Below are 16,372 nucleotides of genomic sequence, written 5' to 3' on the forward strand. Positions count from 1 at the left end.
TTCTTGGGGGCTTTTGGTTTTCAGTCTAGTTGGAAGCAATCTCTTGAGTACATGCCCCCAACCCTGCCCGCGAAACGGAACGTAGATCCCCTATTTTAGCTAAAATCACGAAGATGGTCTCGAAGCGGAACGACAGTACCTTTTTTATTCAAAAAACGTCGCTAAACCCACCCAAAGTGGAAAATAGCGTCTCTACGTTCCCTTTAACCCCAAAACAGCTCCTTCTCCACTAAATAGCGAACTTACGTTCCGCATCCAAGGAGTATCCGCATAATGGGTACCACAGTTAGTGGCATGAGAAATTCTCGCCAGCTTCCAAGCCAACGATGTGGGAGTCGGCACAGCTAGCTGAGCATCCAGAAAACAGAAAAAGCAGCGGAATCCCGCTGCTTTCCCCCTCGCACCAGCGAGGCTCTATTTCGCACCGTTCACGAAGCTGAACGAAGCAAACGCCTTCTCCAACCGCGCTACATTCGCATCCGTGCTGACCGCAGCATCAATACGAAGAGTCACCGTGTACGTGACTTGTTTGCGATTAAACAAATACACCGTTTCGGTATACGGGATATGCTCTTTTGAATAGCTAACCTTGTACTTCTTCGCTTTCACATCACCGAACAGCGTAACATCCTCTGACGTGTACGTATAGTCACTATCATTCGTATGACTTTCCTTCTGCTCGTCCTCGGCATCCTTCAAAACCTCGGCGTAAGCTGTTTTGCTATCCGTCTCTACACGCAAGTAACCGCCTGTGAAGTTGAAGGTCTTCGTCGCCTGATCGTTGCCATCGTAAGGGCGGTTCGTTGTCCAATTTTCAGGGATGCGCAAGCTATAGTTGAATTTCTCGTTCTTGTACAGCGCTGTGCGATTCGGATCAGCAATCTCGTCAAGATCCTGAATAAAGCCGAGCTCGCCATCCATCGTCTCTTTATCCACGAAGATAGACGCCACCACGTTATCCCAAATCTTCTCCAGCTCATCACCATGCTCATCTTGCGGATAGGTCATTTGCACTTCATATTTGTACTTGTCTTTGATGAAGAAGAGCGAACGCCCCGCATTCCACTCGTCCCCCAAGGAGCTCGCGAAGCCTACCTGCCATGCCGGAACACCGTCCACAGTGACTTCAACAGGCTTATCTACACGGCGATAATTCGCCGTATATTGCGCTTCAAACTCATCAATCTCCCGATCCACCCAGTCCTGAAGGGTATCACCTGAAGAGGCCGAGGTCACATTGACATGGAGTGTTTGGGAATAATCTTTATTGAAAAAGGACGTACTTCCCCGATGATCCTGCTCCCAATCCGCAGGCAAATCGATCGATAACCCGTACTCACTGGTGTACGTCACATCATCGGAATTGAACACAGAAATATCTTTCAGAGAGTTATCTGCCGTATTAAAAGTAAGCTTAAAGCTGTCGAGCAGATCATTATAGCTATTTTGTTTGGAACGATTCGTGTACTGCTCTTTGGTTACGAATAATTGTACGGTATACAAGCGGCCGCCATGCTGGTAGCCTCGTGTCTGAATATAGCCGTCTTCTCCTGAACGACTTACGATTTTGGCGTAAGGACTGTCCGCACGCTTCACGTACTGACGCTCCAGAATCGTTGCGCTATCCGCGTAACCCGAGTACTCACTGTCATCACCACCCGCTACTTTGTTCAGCAGCGCAGATGGTGACAGCTCGTCGCTTTGATCGCTATCGATGCGAATCGAAAGCGCGAATTCACCTTTCGCATCGACGAAGCTTACCGAGTCGCCGTCATCGGATTGTTGTCTTTTGACAAGACCCGCCGGGTACTTCATCGACCAGCCGAAATGGCTGTCACCAATCTTCGTTTTGCCGCTATCCGCGTCCAGAGAACTCCCCTCGGCATCCTCGGTTAACGTCGCTTCTGCGCTATGCAGCTCGCCTAGCTTTACAGTTTTGGTAATCGTCGTACTTCCAGATTGCAGCTTGATATCCACTGATTGGCCTGGTAGATAGGTTTTAATGGCCTCGTTGTAATCGACGAGCGTCTTAACCGCGCTTGGACCGACGGAGATCAAGACTTCATCTTGTTCAATACCCGCTTCAGCAGCAGGTGAATCCGCGTCCACATAGGACACTCTTAAGCCCGCCAAGCTTGGCAAGCCAACAACAGCCTCCCAGCTTTCTTCCAATTCTAGCCCTGTATACGCGCGTTTCACTTTGCCATACAGTTCAAAATGCTTCAACACAAACTTCACGGTATCCACAGGAATCGCAAACCCGAGATTTTCCACACCGATATCGGCGTATTTCATCGTATTAATCCCGATGACTTCGCCTTTCATATTAATTAAAGCGCCGCCGCTATTGCCGGGGTTGATCGCTGCATCCGTCTGAATCAGCTGATACTGAGAGCTCACCGAGCGATCCAGACCGCTGACAATACCGACCGTAACGGAGTTACGTAAAGCGAAGGAGATCGGCGTTCCAATCGCCGCCACCGTTTCCCCAACTTTGATATCCGAAGAGGAGGCAAAGGTTGCCGGCTTTAAGCCGACAGCGTCGATTTTGACTAACGCCAGATCGCTCTCCTCATCGATATTCGAGGCATGCCCACGATAGGTTGTTCCTTCGGAGGTTACGACGACGATATTTTTCATATTTTTCACAACATGTGCGTTCGTTACTATGACACCGTTTGAGGCCACAATTACACCTGTCCCGTGTGCGAGGTTAAAGCGATTTTTCTCTAACGACTTGTCCATCTCGGAAGATGGCTTTCCAATAATGGCAACTACAGAAGGCGAGGCTTTCTCGATAACCTGCGGAACCTCTGCATTGATTTCAGCTGCGTAAACATGCGAAGACATGGGCTGTGCCAAACTCGTCACCAGTACGAAGGCTGCTACCAGCGGTATGCCCCCTTTTTTCATCCAAGCTGTCCATTTCCCCATTGTGTCGTTCCTCTCTTAACAAAAGTTGGCAATAGCTAGAATCTAGCACAATTCTGATAGAGAGACAATAAAAATTTCCACAAAAAGGTAACTTTATTGACATTCCACAATGCGTTCCGGATGCGTATATACGGTTAAATGATCCCTCCGAATGAAGCCAACGACTGTAATGCCTAAATCTTGAGCCAGTCGAAGGGCTAGATCCGTTGGCGCTGATTTGGATAAAAGAATGCCGACGCCGATTTTGGCTGCCTTTAGTACAACCTCGGAAGAGACTCTTCCGCTGAAAGCAAGTACTTTATCTCGAACCGGGATCCGCCCTCGAAGGATGTGTCCGTATATTTTATCTAGCGCGTTATGCCTGCCGATGTCGGCTCGGGTCACAAGAAGCTCATTCGCCGTGCACAGCGCCGCGTTATGCAAGCCTCCCGTAAGTCGAAACTCAGCTGATTGTTCCTGAAGCTCACTCATCAAATGGAAGCATTGAGGAATGGTCAGACTGAGCTTAGTTGTCACCGTTTTGGCGGTGCGCATATCATTGTGAAAATAAAACTGACGGCTTTTCCCGCAGCAGGAGCCGATGAATCGCTTGGACACCATCTGACGGCTTAGCTGATGAAGATGCCGCAGCCTCACGTGGGCGAAGCCGCGGTCCTCCTCTATGCTTAGAGATTCAATCTGGTCCACGAATCGGATCATGCCTTCAGAGGCAAGAAAACCAGTAACCATATCGACGGTATCACATGGTGTGTAGACGAGTGTAGCGAACTCTTCGTCATTAAGTACGATTGTCAAAGGCGCTTCAATCGCGATGGTGTCCTCTGCGGGAAGCACCTCCGAACCATTATAGCGATGAATAGACCACGTGGTGGTTGATGGTGATGGAGAGGAGGAAGAGTCCGCAGGTAAGGAGCTTGCGGGAAGCGTGACTTCACCGATTTCATGCTGCGAACTGCTTTCAGACTCCATATGTTCTAGCTCCTTCTCATCCACGTTCACCCCTCCATTTCGGTTTCCAGCTCTAAAATGCGCTTCTCGACGTAACGCGTGTCTTTGTGTGCGTGATAGGTCTCCGCCTTCTCAACGATGACGGCCGTGTTATACTCCGGAATGCCCGCAAAAGGCTCATACACCCCCTTGGGTATCAAACTGTTACCCTCTGGCCAGTGCACTTCGATATTGCCCGTTCGGATGTCGGCCTGCTTGGCTCTGCCGTGCATGCTGCCATAGCCGTTGTAGACGACAATGGCTTCGCCTTCTTGTAAAGCAAGGCCGCGCATATCTTCCTGCCCCATCAGCACATCGTAGCGATCTGCTTCATTGAAGGGATCGATGTCGCTGTAGATCATCGAATTGAACTGCTTCCCGCGGCGCGTCGTAACCGCGAAGTGCCCTTCCGGCTTCCGCAGCTCCGGAAGCTCGATCGGCAGCAGCCGGCCGCGGCCATCCGGCGTCGGACAGATGCCGTCCTCGCACAGCCACGCGCCGCCGGACTGAAACACATCGCCGCGCTCCCGCAGGTGCTGGATGCCGTCGTAGCTCGGCGCGGCCAGCGCAATCTCCGCGCGGATCGCTTCTGCACTGCCGCAGCCAAGCCCCGCTGCGGCTTCGGGCTTCACCCGGCGCGCGAGATCGACGTAGATGTCCCACTCCGCACGGGCTTCGCCGATGCGGGGACCGGCGATCTCGGGCGAGAAATAAACCATCCGCTCCGTCGAGGTGGATGTGCCTCCCCCAGTCTGCTCGTAGCGCGTCATCGCGGGCAGCACCACTACAGCCTCCCGCGCGTCTAGCAGCGTGGAGGTGTTGAGGATGATGTCCTGGTGGACACGGACGTCCATGTTGGTAAGTGCGTTCCGGACGAACTCCGGGTCCGGCATCGTCTCGAGAAAGTTGCCTCCGGATGTGTAAAACAACCGGAGCTTCCGCTCCTGCTCCTCTGGCAGGAGCGCGTTCTCGAGGGTGACACCGACGATGTCACCCTGCCAGCTCGGCAGCTCGAAGCCCCAGAGCTGCTCAATGCGCTTGCGGTCGGCGGCGCTGTTCATTTCGCCGCCCGGTAAGGAGAAGGGATCGGCGCCCATCTCGCCGGATCCCTGCACGCCGCTGTGGCCGCGGATGGGCATCAGCCCGCAGTGCTCGCGGCCGAGAAAGCCCCGCAGGAGGGCGAGATTCGCCACCTGCGAGATGTTGTCCGTGCCGAAGCGGTGCTGTGTGAGCCCCATGCTCCACACGAAAACCGCGCTAGCGGCACGGGCTAGTAAGTGCGCGAGCTCGCTCATGCGCTCGCGGGTGAGTCCGGACGACTGCTCCAGCGTCGTCCAGTCCTGCTGCGCCACGTGGGCGCGCAGCTCCTCGATGCCGTTCGTGTGTGCTTGCACGAACGCATGGTCAATGGCGGAGCCGGGCTCGCGCTCCTCCATCTCGAACCACACCTTCATGATGCCGTTCATGAAGGCAATATCTCCCCCGATGTTTACTTGGTATACATCGTCTGCCAGCTTCGTGCCGAATAACGCCGATTCGGCAATGGAAGGGATCCAGTACTGCTCCATCGACGGCTCGTAGTACGGGTTAATGACAATAATCTTCGTCCCTTTGCGCTTGGCCGCATACATATACTTCGTCGAGACCGGTTGATTGTTCGCGGCCACACTGCCCCAGAACACAAGGACGTCCGTGCCGATCCAGTCCTTGTAATTGCAAGTCGAAGCGCCCACGCCTACGGAGCGCTTAAGCGCCGTCTTCGACGGGGAGTGGCAGATGCGCGAGGCATTGTCGATGTTGTTCGTCCCGAGCAACCTCGCCACCTTCGCTGCCACATAATACGACTCGTTCGTAATCCCCCTCGCCGTCAAATAAAACGCCATCTGCTTCGGGTTCAATCCGCGCATCTTCATGGCAATCGTATCCAGCGCCTCATCCCATGTGGCACGTCGGAAACGTCGCTCCCCCTTCCTGCGGATGAGCGGGTATGGTATGCGCCCGAGCTGACGAAGCTCGGTTGAGCTCAAACGGCTCAACTCGTCTATGTCTGCATGCAGCAGCTCCTCGCGAATGGCTGGCATCGTGTTCAACCGCAGCACATTCAGCCGTGTCGTGCAGATATGCGGCCCCGCCAGCGTCTGGTCGTACAGCCCCGACACGCCTAATGCGCAGCCATCGCACACGCCTTGTGTCAGAATCCTCACCGCATAGGGCAGATTGTCTCGATTTTGCCAAGCGATTTTAGCGGTTTCGCGAATATGCTTCGGTTTTACTTTGCCGAGGCCGAACGGTATTTTGCTGACCCAGAGCTTCGGGTCCGGCTTTGACGGCAGTTTGATCGGCCCCGTGTGCTTCGTTTTCCCCAATTGAAACGCCTCCCATGCGTGGTTATATGATTTAAGCGAGCCATTTCTGGCTTAGGTTGTCTTGAATTCCCTTGTCTTGCTTGTCTGTATCATCTTTTTGCATCTATTCCCTCGCCAATCGCACCACTCATCGCCCATCACCACAAATAATTGCGAAAAGGCATCTTTTTACCCGCCAATTCACCTGTTTATGAGAAATACGTGCGAATCTGCAACTATTTCTGCCATTTCTGGCATTTTCAGCTTATTTCTCTCCAAAAGGTTGCCTATTCGCAACCTTGCCTCCCCTACTAGGAATCTAGCGTGAAATTGTTGCACATTTGCATCTTGATCTTCTGTCTAGCTATTCTGTCTAGCTGCTAACTGGCTGAACGCTTTACCTGCTAACTCGCCAATAGACCGCCCTGCCCCTCTGATACGCTAGACCTTTCGCTCTACTCCCCATGCTCCTCAACCCTCTAGAAGCAAAAAACCACCGCAAAACAACCCCAAGCCCCTCTTACGAGAAGAGTCTCGGGTTGTCTCACAGTGGTTAGTCTCCAGCAGGTTCGCTACCAAGTGCCAAGCACCTTACTTATGTATATGTAGATGTACGAGCGGTTAGTTATCCGGTTCTTGTGCCAAATTTCTTCTCTAGATCCTCATCAAAGACGAATACTGACATGCCAACATCCTGCTCAATATCGATATCCACGAAGAGCTGGACGAACTTGGCGCCAAGCAGTGATTCCATCTCTACAGGCGGATGATCCTTGTAGATCTCTTTGACCATTTCTGTGCGTGCCGTGCGGAGCATTTGCCTGCCATCGCCCGTCTTCGCCATAAACTTCTCAACAGGGGAAAGGTTCCCTGCCATTTCACAAATCGCCCAGCTTTTGCAGAAGGTTGTCGTTACACGTTCTGGCCCTTTGCCCATATGCCTCTTGCGATACGCCTTCACCAGGTTACTGAATTCGGCCTCCATGCGATTCATCGGCAAGCCACCTCTATGTTTACGTTTACATGCTTATCCTAGGTTCATCATAGCAAGAAAGCGTATACCTGACAACACCTTATGATTCGTCTTCCCACATCAATTGGGCACTTCCTTTAGGCTACCAACCATGAAAGGGAACTAGTATGCTCTATTTGCAGCTAATTGCTCGAAATGCATATCGAAGGGGAACTACGGTGCCTTATTTGGTCGAAAAACGCCCTATTTGATGAAAATCGACCAAATAGAGTACCACATTTCCCCTTGGCACCACATCTAATCGACTTCAGCGAAATAGCGTATCTACGTTCCCTTTCGACAGCTGCGACTCCTCTATTCCTCATCTTCCCATTTGCGCGAGTAAGCTTTCTTCGTGATCCAAATCGTCAGCCCAATAACAATAACAATGGCTATAACACTTCCAATAACCGCTCCAACCACCTGTAACACTCCCCTTTTATCTGCTCATTCATCCCATTGTATCAAAAGTCATCTAGTCAGACAGTGCTGTCTTCGACAATTCCACGATAGAACGCTGGCGCTCAGGTTGCTCTCACTCATGCCCCTTAGAACAAATCCAACTGCCTCGGCGCAAGCCCCTCGTAGTCTAAGCCCAGCATGCTCATCAACGCTTTCGCATTTCCCGCAGCATGTCCACCTGAGTTGTTGTTGAAAATGATACAAATCTCCCGCGTCTGCTCCTGCAAGCGGAGCAACCTCACCTTCCACTCCAACAATTCCTGCGGATTGTAGTCGTACAAATACCGCACATCGCGCCAGTTGGCCTCGTTCGTCTGCACCCAGCCCCCGCTATTCCGTCCGTGGAAGCGAACCATCGTCATGTCGGGATGCGTGGCCTCCAGGACGATCGGAACGGATCCAATTCCTGCCTGCGGCTCGTCGCAGATGCTGTGCATCCAGCCCTCGCGCTTCATGAAGGCCAGCGTTTTGTCCCGCATGTCCTCCGTGAACCAGCTCTGATGGCGGAACTCCAGCGCGAGTGGCACATCGCCCATTCTCGCCTTCGCCTCCCGAATCACATCCACATTGGCCTTGTTGCAAGCAAACCAAGGCGGATACTGAAACAGCACGGCCTTCAGCTTCCCCGCTTCTTGAACAGGACGGATCGACTGCAAGAAGGCCTCGAACATCTGATCAGCCCCGCCTGCAAAAGGATTTTCTCCCCGCAAATGGCCAGTCATCCCTTGATAAGCCTTAATAATAAATCCAAAATTCGCGGGTGTCTCTTGGACCCATTTTGCATAATTACGTTCAGGCTGTACGGCGTAGAATGAGGTATCTACCTCCACAATCGGGAAATGGGATCCGTACGTCGCCAGCTTCCCTCTGCTCCCGCCCAAGTCGTGGTCACCCCAACCCGCTAGGCCGATGTTGATCATTGTTATCACCCCGTGCAATCACTTGTCTTCATGCAATTCTTTCATCTATCATAACATCCTCCTCCACCATACCAAAAATATTCATTGTTCCCTCTATTAATGGAAGCGTTTACCTAAGTGCTTGCTGCATTTATGTATTGAAATGCAAAAACCAGCAAACACAATCATAAGTGTTTGCTGGTTTCTTTATGAAGCGTCCCATCAAGGTTACGCCTATTTCATGTACAAGTTATCATTCATTTACAGCCAGCCAATGGCCAGGCTGCACTTCAATAAACCGCGACCGATCCAGCCCGTACGGATCCTGGATCGTCGAATCAATGAGTGGCACGAACGCCTTACGAGACTCCACCGCCGGATCAGGAACCGGAATCGCCGCAAGCAGCGACTTGGTATACGCGTGCATTGGATTAGCGTATAGCTCCTCGCTCTCCGCCAGCTCGACGATCTTGCCCTTGTACATCACGGCCACACGGTCACTGATATGCTTGACCATCGAAAGGTCGTGCGCGATAAATAGGTACGTCAGCCCCAGCCTCTGCTGCAGTTCTTCCAGCAGCTTGACGATCTGCGCCTGAATGGAGACGTCCAAGGCCGAGAGCGGCTCGTCACAGACGATAAACTCCGGCTCAACCGCCAGTGTTCGGGCGATCCCGATCCGCTGCCTCTGCCCGCCTGAGAACTCATGCGGGTAGCGCATAGCGTGAGACGGGCTGAGTCCGACCATCTCAAGCAGCTCTTCTATCCTATACTGCCGCTCCGACTTGCTGCTTGTCATCCGATGGAGGTCTAGCGCCTCTCCGATGATGTCGGCAACGCGCATGCGTGGATTCAATGAGGCGTACGGATCCTGGAAGATCATCTGCATATAGCGTCGCATCGTCTTCATCTCTCTGCGAGATAACCGGTTCAGCGAGATCCCCTTGTACAACACTTCTCCGCCTGTCGCTTCGTTTAAACGCAAGATGGTCCGACCCGTGGTGGACTTGCCGCACCCTGATTCTCCTACAACGCCAAGCGTCTCACCCGCGCGGATATCGAAGGTGATATCGTTGACCGCTTTGATGATCTGGCCCTTGCCCAGTTTGAAATGCTGTCTAAGCGATCGCACCTCCAGCAACGGACGGTCATCTGCCGAACGGATGACAGAGGAAACTAGTTTAGGTTTCTTCTTCTCGTCAAGCCTCGGCAATGCGTTCAGTAGACGCACCGTGTAGGGATGTTTCGGTGCAGAGAAAATTTCCTCTGTCGTGCCCGTCTCGACGACCTCGCCATCCTTCATGACCACGACCCGATCGCACATACCGGCTACGACACCTAGATCATGTGTAATCAAAATAATAGAAGTGCCCAGCTTCTGTTGAATGACCTTCATCTGGTTCAGAATTTGTGCCTGAATGGTCACATCAAGGGAAGTGGTCGGCTCATCCGCAATAAGCAGCGACGGTCGGCAAGCAAGCGCGATGGCAATCATCACCCGTTGACGCATACCACCGGAAAACTCATGGGGATACTGATAGTAACGAGCTTCTGGATGGGGGATACCGACTAGTTTCAGCATCTCAATGGCTTCCCGCTGTGCTTCCTCTTTACCAAATCTCCGATGCTTGATCAGACTCTCCTCAATCTGCCGACCTATGCGCATGGTCGGGTTCAGTGAAGACATCGGATCTTGGAAAATCATCCCGATATCGCGACCGCGAATATGCTCCATTTCCAAATCCGACTTATCGGCAAGGTTCTGCCCTTGGAAGAGAACCTCTCCACCCTTCACCATCGAAGGAGGCGACGGCAATAACCGCATGATCGTACGTGCTGTAACACTTTTCCCGCTGCCGGACTCTCCTACGATTCCAAGCGTCTCGCCTTCGCGAACGGAGAAGCTTACGTTACGAACCGCTTCAACTTCTTTATCGCGAGCGTAGAAAGAGACAGACAATTGCTTCACTTCTAAAATTGATGTCATATAATCACCTTTGAGTTGGGATAAACTTGAAAAGAAAGTTTCTATCATTCGTAAATACATGTTAAAATATAAGTTAATTATATCGCAACGATAAAAAAATTATATAATTCAAATAAAATAAACAATTTTTCGACTTTCATTGACATTTTTAGCTACCACTCTTAAAATCTACTATATCGATCGGAATAATGCAATATAAACTGACCGACAAAGGAGCATACGAATTTGACCGGGCACACTGCCGCTATGGATTCCCCTTTAGTTGACCGAATCGGGAACATTTTTCACAAAATGCTGTTGCATCCTACTTACCGCTTTTTGCTGCTGCTGGCTGGAGCTCCCTTGCATCTAATCGTCTACTTTGTTTATCTGTCCAATAAGAAGCAAAGTAAGCACAAGACTGCGCTGGCCAAGTTAGAACAGCAATGGACATCTTCCGGATACCGAGATCGGCTGTTCGAGGAGGCGAAAGAACAACTTGAACGCAAGCACCGATTTTTCAATCAGTCTATTGTACCCGAGAAGCTTGATCGCGAAGCTAACCGGATTACAGCTATCAAATTCAGGGAAGCATTACTAAGTCAGCTTGAGTCCGAGCAGGACGGGAAGTCGCAGGTCACCTACGCCGATACGTTCACACAATTGATCCGGCACCCTGCGTTTCTGGCGATATCCTTTATTCTCGGCATTCTTATGTACGGACTTATGTACATTTATAGCAACGCCTATCTCAAATATATCACGGAGCGGCTCGTGATGACCGTTTTCGTTATTTTCGGCGTTGCCTTTCTCGTCTTTACCATTCTCTATCTGTCGCCGATGAATCCTGCCGCCAACATCATTGGAGAAACCGCTACGGCCGAGCAGATTGCTTCGTTCAACAAGCTATACGGACTGGATCAGCCTTATCTGGTTCAGCTGTGGGAGACGTTCCGAGGTATTCTAACATTCGATCTAGGTAAATCATTCGCAGGCAACGAAGTCGTCACGACCTCAATTGCTGCGAAGTTTCCCGTGACGCTGACGCTTACCGTCATCTCCACGATCGTAGCGGTATTGTTCGCCCTGCCGATCGGGCTGATATCCGCCACTCGGCCAAATTCCTTTTTTGACTATACGTTCATGCTGATTGCTCTGATTGGATTGTCGATACCTAACTTCTGGCAAGGTCTGGTCCTCATCCTGAATTTCTCGATCAAGCTGCATTGGCTGCCTGCTACGTATAATCCGAATAATGCATTGACGATGATCATGCCAATCGTCGTATTAGGAACAGGTCTTACAGCGGCAGTCGCTCGGATGACACGTTCTTCCACATTGGAGGTCATCCACGAGGATTACATTACGACAGCAAGAGCTAAAGGTTTATCCCGCAGACAAGTGCTGTGGAAGCACGCTGTAGGTAATGCGCTGATCCCGATTATTACGGTTATCGGACTACAGTTCGGTGCAATGCTCGGAGGAGCTGCTGTTACGGAGAAAGTTTTCAACATCAACGGGATTGGCAGTTATATCGTGGACAAGCAGTTCATTCCCGATATTCCTAGCATTATGGGCGGTGTCGTCTATACCGCTATCACGATCTCTATCGTCAATGTCGTTATCGACATTCTGTACGCTTTCTTCGATCCACGAATCCGTTCCAAAATGAAACAATACTAGCAGGTGACCAATGTGAGCAAACCGATTCTTACTAAACAGGACATTCATTTCAGACTACACACCTGCTCCGAATATGGACAGGCCAGCTTTGCCGGAGTCGCCTCTTTAATCTTGGCGCTGGTGCTGTTGATCAACAGCTTCGAAGGGGCCCACTTAGCTGTGAATTCAGCCGTGTTCGCTGCCTTTGTCTCTTATTTGGTTTTTGCTTTACTTCAACTGGGAACAATGTCCTTGATCCGCAAAGATCTGCTCCAGCATGGTGAGATACGCCGCGCCACTCGCTGGTTAGGCTACCTGCTGTTACTCAGCTTGCTGACTGCTAATATCTTCGTCGTTACGGCAGCCTTTCAGCTCATCAAGCGCAAGAAGACCGCAGCTTATACACTCTCGGTCTACGCCTTGTTGACCACCGTGTTCGTGTTCGCCGTCTCTGCGTTAAACGTCTTCAAGCCTTACGTATCCAACTTATTCCTACCCGGTATGTCGCTCATTCTTGTCGCGGCTGCCATTCAATTACTTGGTCTGCTTCTGATCTCTCGATATGCAGATAACCAGCTTCTGCCTAAGTGGTTGTGGATCGTCGCGATCCTGCTGCTTGCAACTTCGCTAACAGGCAATGTATTCGCCCTAGCGCTTGGCATCCTGTTGATGTCCAAACTTAAGAACAGAGATGGTTCGTCTGGATCGAAATTGAATGAAGTTGTCGACCGGCTGTCCCGCAGCTCCACTTCTATGCTGGGCTTATGGTTCATCGGCTTCCTGTTGGCCATCTCCTTGTGCAGCTACTTAACGTTCGACTACGGGTTAGCGATCGATAATAATTACAGCGCTATCCTGCAATCGCCAAGCCTTACTTATCCGCTTGGTACGGACAACTTTGGCCGATGCTTGTTCTCTCGCATTGTCTTCGGTGCACGTATCTCGCTCTTCGTCGGTATCCTCTCAACATTGATCCCCGTCATTATCGGCGGCTCACTGGGAGCGATATCCGGATACTACGGACGCAATACGGACAATCTGATCATGCGGGCGCTCGATATCCTGTACGCGATTCCTGGCATTCTACTAGCCATTGCTATCATCGCGGCATTCGGCGCCAACACGGTAAATCTTATTCTCGCGCTAAGCATTGGGGCTATCCCCACCTACGCTCGGACCATGAGAGCCAACGTGATGCTCGTCTCTACGCTTGAGTATGTGCAGGCGGCGCGCGCTTTCGGAGCAGGCGATCTGACCATTCTGCTCAGACATATCGTACCGAACTCCATTGCGCCGATGATTGTTAAGTCTACGCTAACTGTCGGCGGGGCCATCATCTCGACGAGCAGCTTAAGCTACCTCGGACTTGGCGTCGAGCCGCATATCCCTGAGTGGGGGAATATTTTGAAGGTGGGAAGCTCCTACCTTGAAACCCATTCCTATACGGCGATCTATCCCGGCTTAGCTATCATCGCACTAGTACTGTCCTTCAACTTCCTTGGAGACGGACTTCGCGACGCGCTTGATCCTAAGCTGGATTAAGCACTTAAGAAACTTTTTGGAATCTTCATTCTTACTCCATGAATCTCTTCGTTACATATACACAGAAGGATATGGAATGAATGTGCGTTCATACATTTAATTTTACTAGGAGGGTCTCTACAATGATTAAGAAAAGCAAAGTTGTCATCCCCGTCATCCTCGGTGTCTCTATGATGCTAAGCGGATGCAATGTCAAAACCAAAGACGAAGCTTCTGCAACACCATCCGCATCAGCAGGAACAGCAGTCGTCAACACTACACCGGTTGATATCGAACTGTTGGGTATGAGCTCAAACGAAACGGACCTCAACATCGTACGTGACCAGCTCACAAAGAACGGTTTTAACGTCAAGTTGAACATCCAACCGGATTACGGTACGTTCAAAGCTCAACAAGATGCAGGCAACTTCGACGCAGCACTTTCCAGCTGGACAACTGTCACAGGTAACCCAGACTATGCGGTACGTTCCCTGTTCAAAACAGGCGGCGACTACAGCATCATGTCCGATCCAGAGATCGACAAACTAATCGATCAAGCAGCATCCCAAACACCAGAGAAGTACACAGAAACATACAAGCAATTCGAACAAAAATTAGTGCTAGACAAGGCTTACATCGCACCACTTTACAACTCCCTTAAATCACAAGCATTCAATCAAGATGTTCTGAAAAAAGAGTCTGTACGTCTTTCGAAGTCACGTTCCCTTCCTTGGGAAGAGCTGGACTTCAAAGATGCCGCTAAACGCGGGAAGGACCCCATTATTCTGCAATCCACGCTTCCTTCCTTGACATCGCTTGACCCGATCAAAGGTAACGATGGTTCGATCAATATTATCAACACGAACATGTACGTACGTCTACTCAACTTGACGGACGACGATAAGCTAACAGCTGAAGGTTCCCTTTCGCACAACTTCGCGATTGCTGAAGGCAATTCCGACTACTACTTCGTACTTCGTGACGATATCAACTTCGCGCAAATCAAGAACAAGCTAGCTGCTGATTCTGGCGAACGCGTAGGTGCAGAAGATGTTGTCTTCTCGCTAAATCGTGCTAAGAACAAAAACTCAGTGCCAAACCACCGCACATTTACGCTTCATGAACATATTAAAAATGTGGAGCTCGTGACAGACCCTGCCGTACTAGATTCCGTTAAGATCTCTGGCAGCTCCGACACGATTAAAGCTGGCTTAGAAAAAGGTCTTGGCTCCAAAATCTCATCTCTCGTTTCTGATAAAACAAAAGCGAGCAATAAAGAAGGTAAATATCAAGTTGTCAAGTTGACAACGACAGAACCGTTCCCACAAGTATTGAACTATTTGGCGCATCAATCCGCTGGTATTGTTTCCAAGAAGCAAGTCGAAAGCATTAACACTTACGATATAGCCAAATATGACGTAAACAAAGACGTTGCCTACGGTGACCAAGCGACGATTACTGAGGGTGCTAAATACAACAATACGTTGGCAACAAGCGGCCCTTACATTCTTTCTTACAAAAATGATTATGAAGCTGTCTTCTACAAAAACCCAGGTTATATGAAGGGTACGAAATACGAGCCGAAAGTCGACTCCATCAGAATCCGTTTCATCAAAGATGCTGAAGCATCCCTGTCCGCGCTTAGAAGCGGTGAGATTCACTTGTACTACGGCGTGTCCGAAGTGAAGTTCGATGTTGTCAAAGCGGATACTAAGCTTCAACTTCAAACAATGCCTAGTAACGCAGTTTCTTACCTGCTGTTTAACACGAAGAACCGTGAGATTGGTAAGAGTGCTGACTTGAGAAAAGCTGTGCTTCACTCCATCAATCAAGATGAATTCCTTGCTTACTACAAGAACAATAAGTTCAAAGCGATCTCGACATTAAGTCCGCTTGTCAAAACAGGACTTGAAGTCAAAGCAGACTCTGCTAAAGTGAAGGATTTCTTGAGCAAGTATAACGCCAGCAAATCCACAAAATAACGCAACAGCAGAACATGCGAAGAAGACTGCCTCATCGTCGATATGACGGTTGGGCAGTCTCTTTCATACCAAAGTCACACGCACAGATAGGAGCGAACAAAGATGTCAACTCCCGAAACAAACCGAGTTAAACTATCGCAATGGGATGCCCTCACCTTGGAATCGATCAACTCCCAAGGATGGTCTGCAGACGAGCTGCTTCAGCGCGTCCAGAATGGCCAGCTTCCCATCGACGACAGCAAGTTCCAATTCGACTATACGCGCTTAACAGAGCTCGCGAGCAGCGATCCTGATGCGTTTGAGCAAGCTGTACGTAATGGCTATCAGATCAAATACAATACGATTCGCGGCATCGCCGGCTGGATCAGCCTCGTGTTCGGACATGAGCCCGAGTTGATCCTGGAGCCAGGTCAAGAATCAGTCGTGGCAAGCCTAACGGCCGAAGAGCATAGCCGCTTAACGGATGTGCTCTCCTATGGGTGGGTCGTGCGCGGCGAGCAGGCCGATTCTCCTAAAGCGAAATCGACCTACGTCATCGAGCCACTCGTCCGGGGTTAACATTCTCGACATATCCGCCGAGCATGGTTATAACGACAATAAAA

The 16,372-nt window shown here is 50.5% G+C and carries 10 protein-coding genes; 4 read left to right on the forward strand and 6 right to left on the reverse strand.

The window, feature by feature from the left end:
* Window positions 1-414 precede the first annotated feature (414 nt).
* From AC58QO_RS19465 to AC58QO_RS19490, 6 genes are all read right to left on the reverse strand, one after another.
* On the reverse strand, window positions 415-2,934 hold the full coding sequence (locus AC58QO_RS19465; RefSeq protein WP_497268403.1) for a trypsin-like peptidase domain-containing protein: 2,520 nt from the start codon (window positions 2,932-2,934) through the stop codon (window positions 415-417).
* Between the two features lie 93 nt (window positions 2,935-3,027).
* Window positions 3,028-3,927, reverse strand: a complete 900-nt coding sequence (fdhD, locus tag AC58QO_RS19470; RefSeq protein ID WP_497268405.1) for a formate dehydrogenase accessory sulfurtransferase FdhD — start codon at window positions 3,925-3,927, stop codon at window positions 3,028-3,030.
* Window positions 3,928-3,929: 2 nt separating this feature from the next.
* Window positions 3,930-6,287, reverse strand: coding sequence for an FdhF/YdeP family oxidoreductase (locus AC58QO_RS19475; RefSeq protein WP_497268407.1), 2,358 nt, complete (start codon window positions 6,285-6,287; stop codon window positions 3,930-3,932).
* A 604-nt stretch (window positions 6,288-6,891) separates the two neighbouring features.
* A complete protein-coding gene (locus AC58QO_RS19480; RefSeq protein ID WP_497268409.1) occupies window positions 6,892-7,260 on the reverse strand; it encodes a Na-translocating system protein MpsC family protein in 369 nt (122 codons plus the stop codon).
* A gap of 566 nt (window positions 7,261-7,826) precedes the next feature.
* On the reverse strand, window positions 7,827-8,660 hold the full coding sequence (locus AC58QO_RS19485; RefSeq protein WP_497268411.1) for a DUF72 domain-containing protein: 834 nt from the start codon (window positions 8,658-8,660) through the stop codon (window positions 7,827-7,829).
* 232 nt (window positions 8,661-8,892) lie between these two features.
* Entirely contained in the window at window positions 8,893-10,626 is a 1,734-nt protein-coding gene (locus AC58QO_RS19490; RefSeq protein WP_497268413.1) for an ABC transporter ATP-binding protein, read from the reverse strand.
* A gap of 225 nt (window positions 10,627-10,851) precedes the next feature.
* On the opposite strand from AC58QO_RS19490, the gene AC58QO_RS19495 reads away from it, so the two are divergent.
* From AC58QO_RS19495 to AC58QO_RS19510, 4 genes are all read left to right on the forward strand, one after another.
* Complete coding sequence (locus AC58QO_RS19495) at window positions 10,852-12,288, forward strand: ABC transporter permease (protein ID WP_497268415.1); 1,437 nt, start codon at window positions 10,852-10,854, stop codon at window positions 12,286-12,288.
* A gap of 12 nt (window positions 12,289-12,300) precedes the next feature.
* Window positions 12,301-13,809: an ABC transporter permease gene (locus AC58QO_RS19500; protein WP_497268417.1), complete on the forward strand. Its 1,509-nt coding sequence runs from the start codon at window positions 12,301-12,303 to the stop codon at window positions 13,807-13,809.
* Between the two features lie 122 nt (window positions 13,810-13,931).
* Complete coding sequence (locus AC58QO_RS19505) at window positions 13,932-15,770, forward strand: ABC transporter substrate-binding protein (protein WP_497268419.1); 1,839 nt, start codon at window positions 13,932-13,934, stop codon at window positions 15,768-15,770.
* A 102-nt stretch (window positions 15,771-15,872) separates the two neighbouring features.
* On the forward strand, window positions 15,873-16,328 hold the full coding sequence (locus AC58QO_RS19510; protein WP_497268420.1) for a hypothetical protein: 456 nt from the start codon (window positions 15,873-15,875) through the stop codon (window positions 16,326-16,328).
* Window positions 16,329-16,372: the final 44 nt, after the last annotated feature.

The organism is Paenibacillus sp. J31R30 (genome assembly GCF_059692115.1).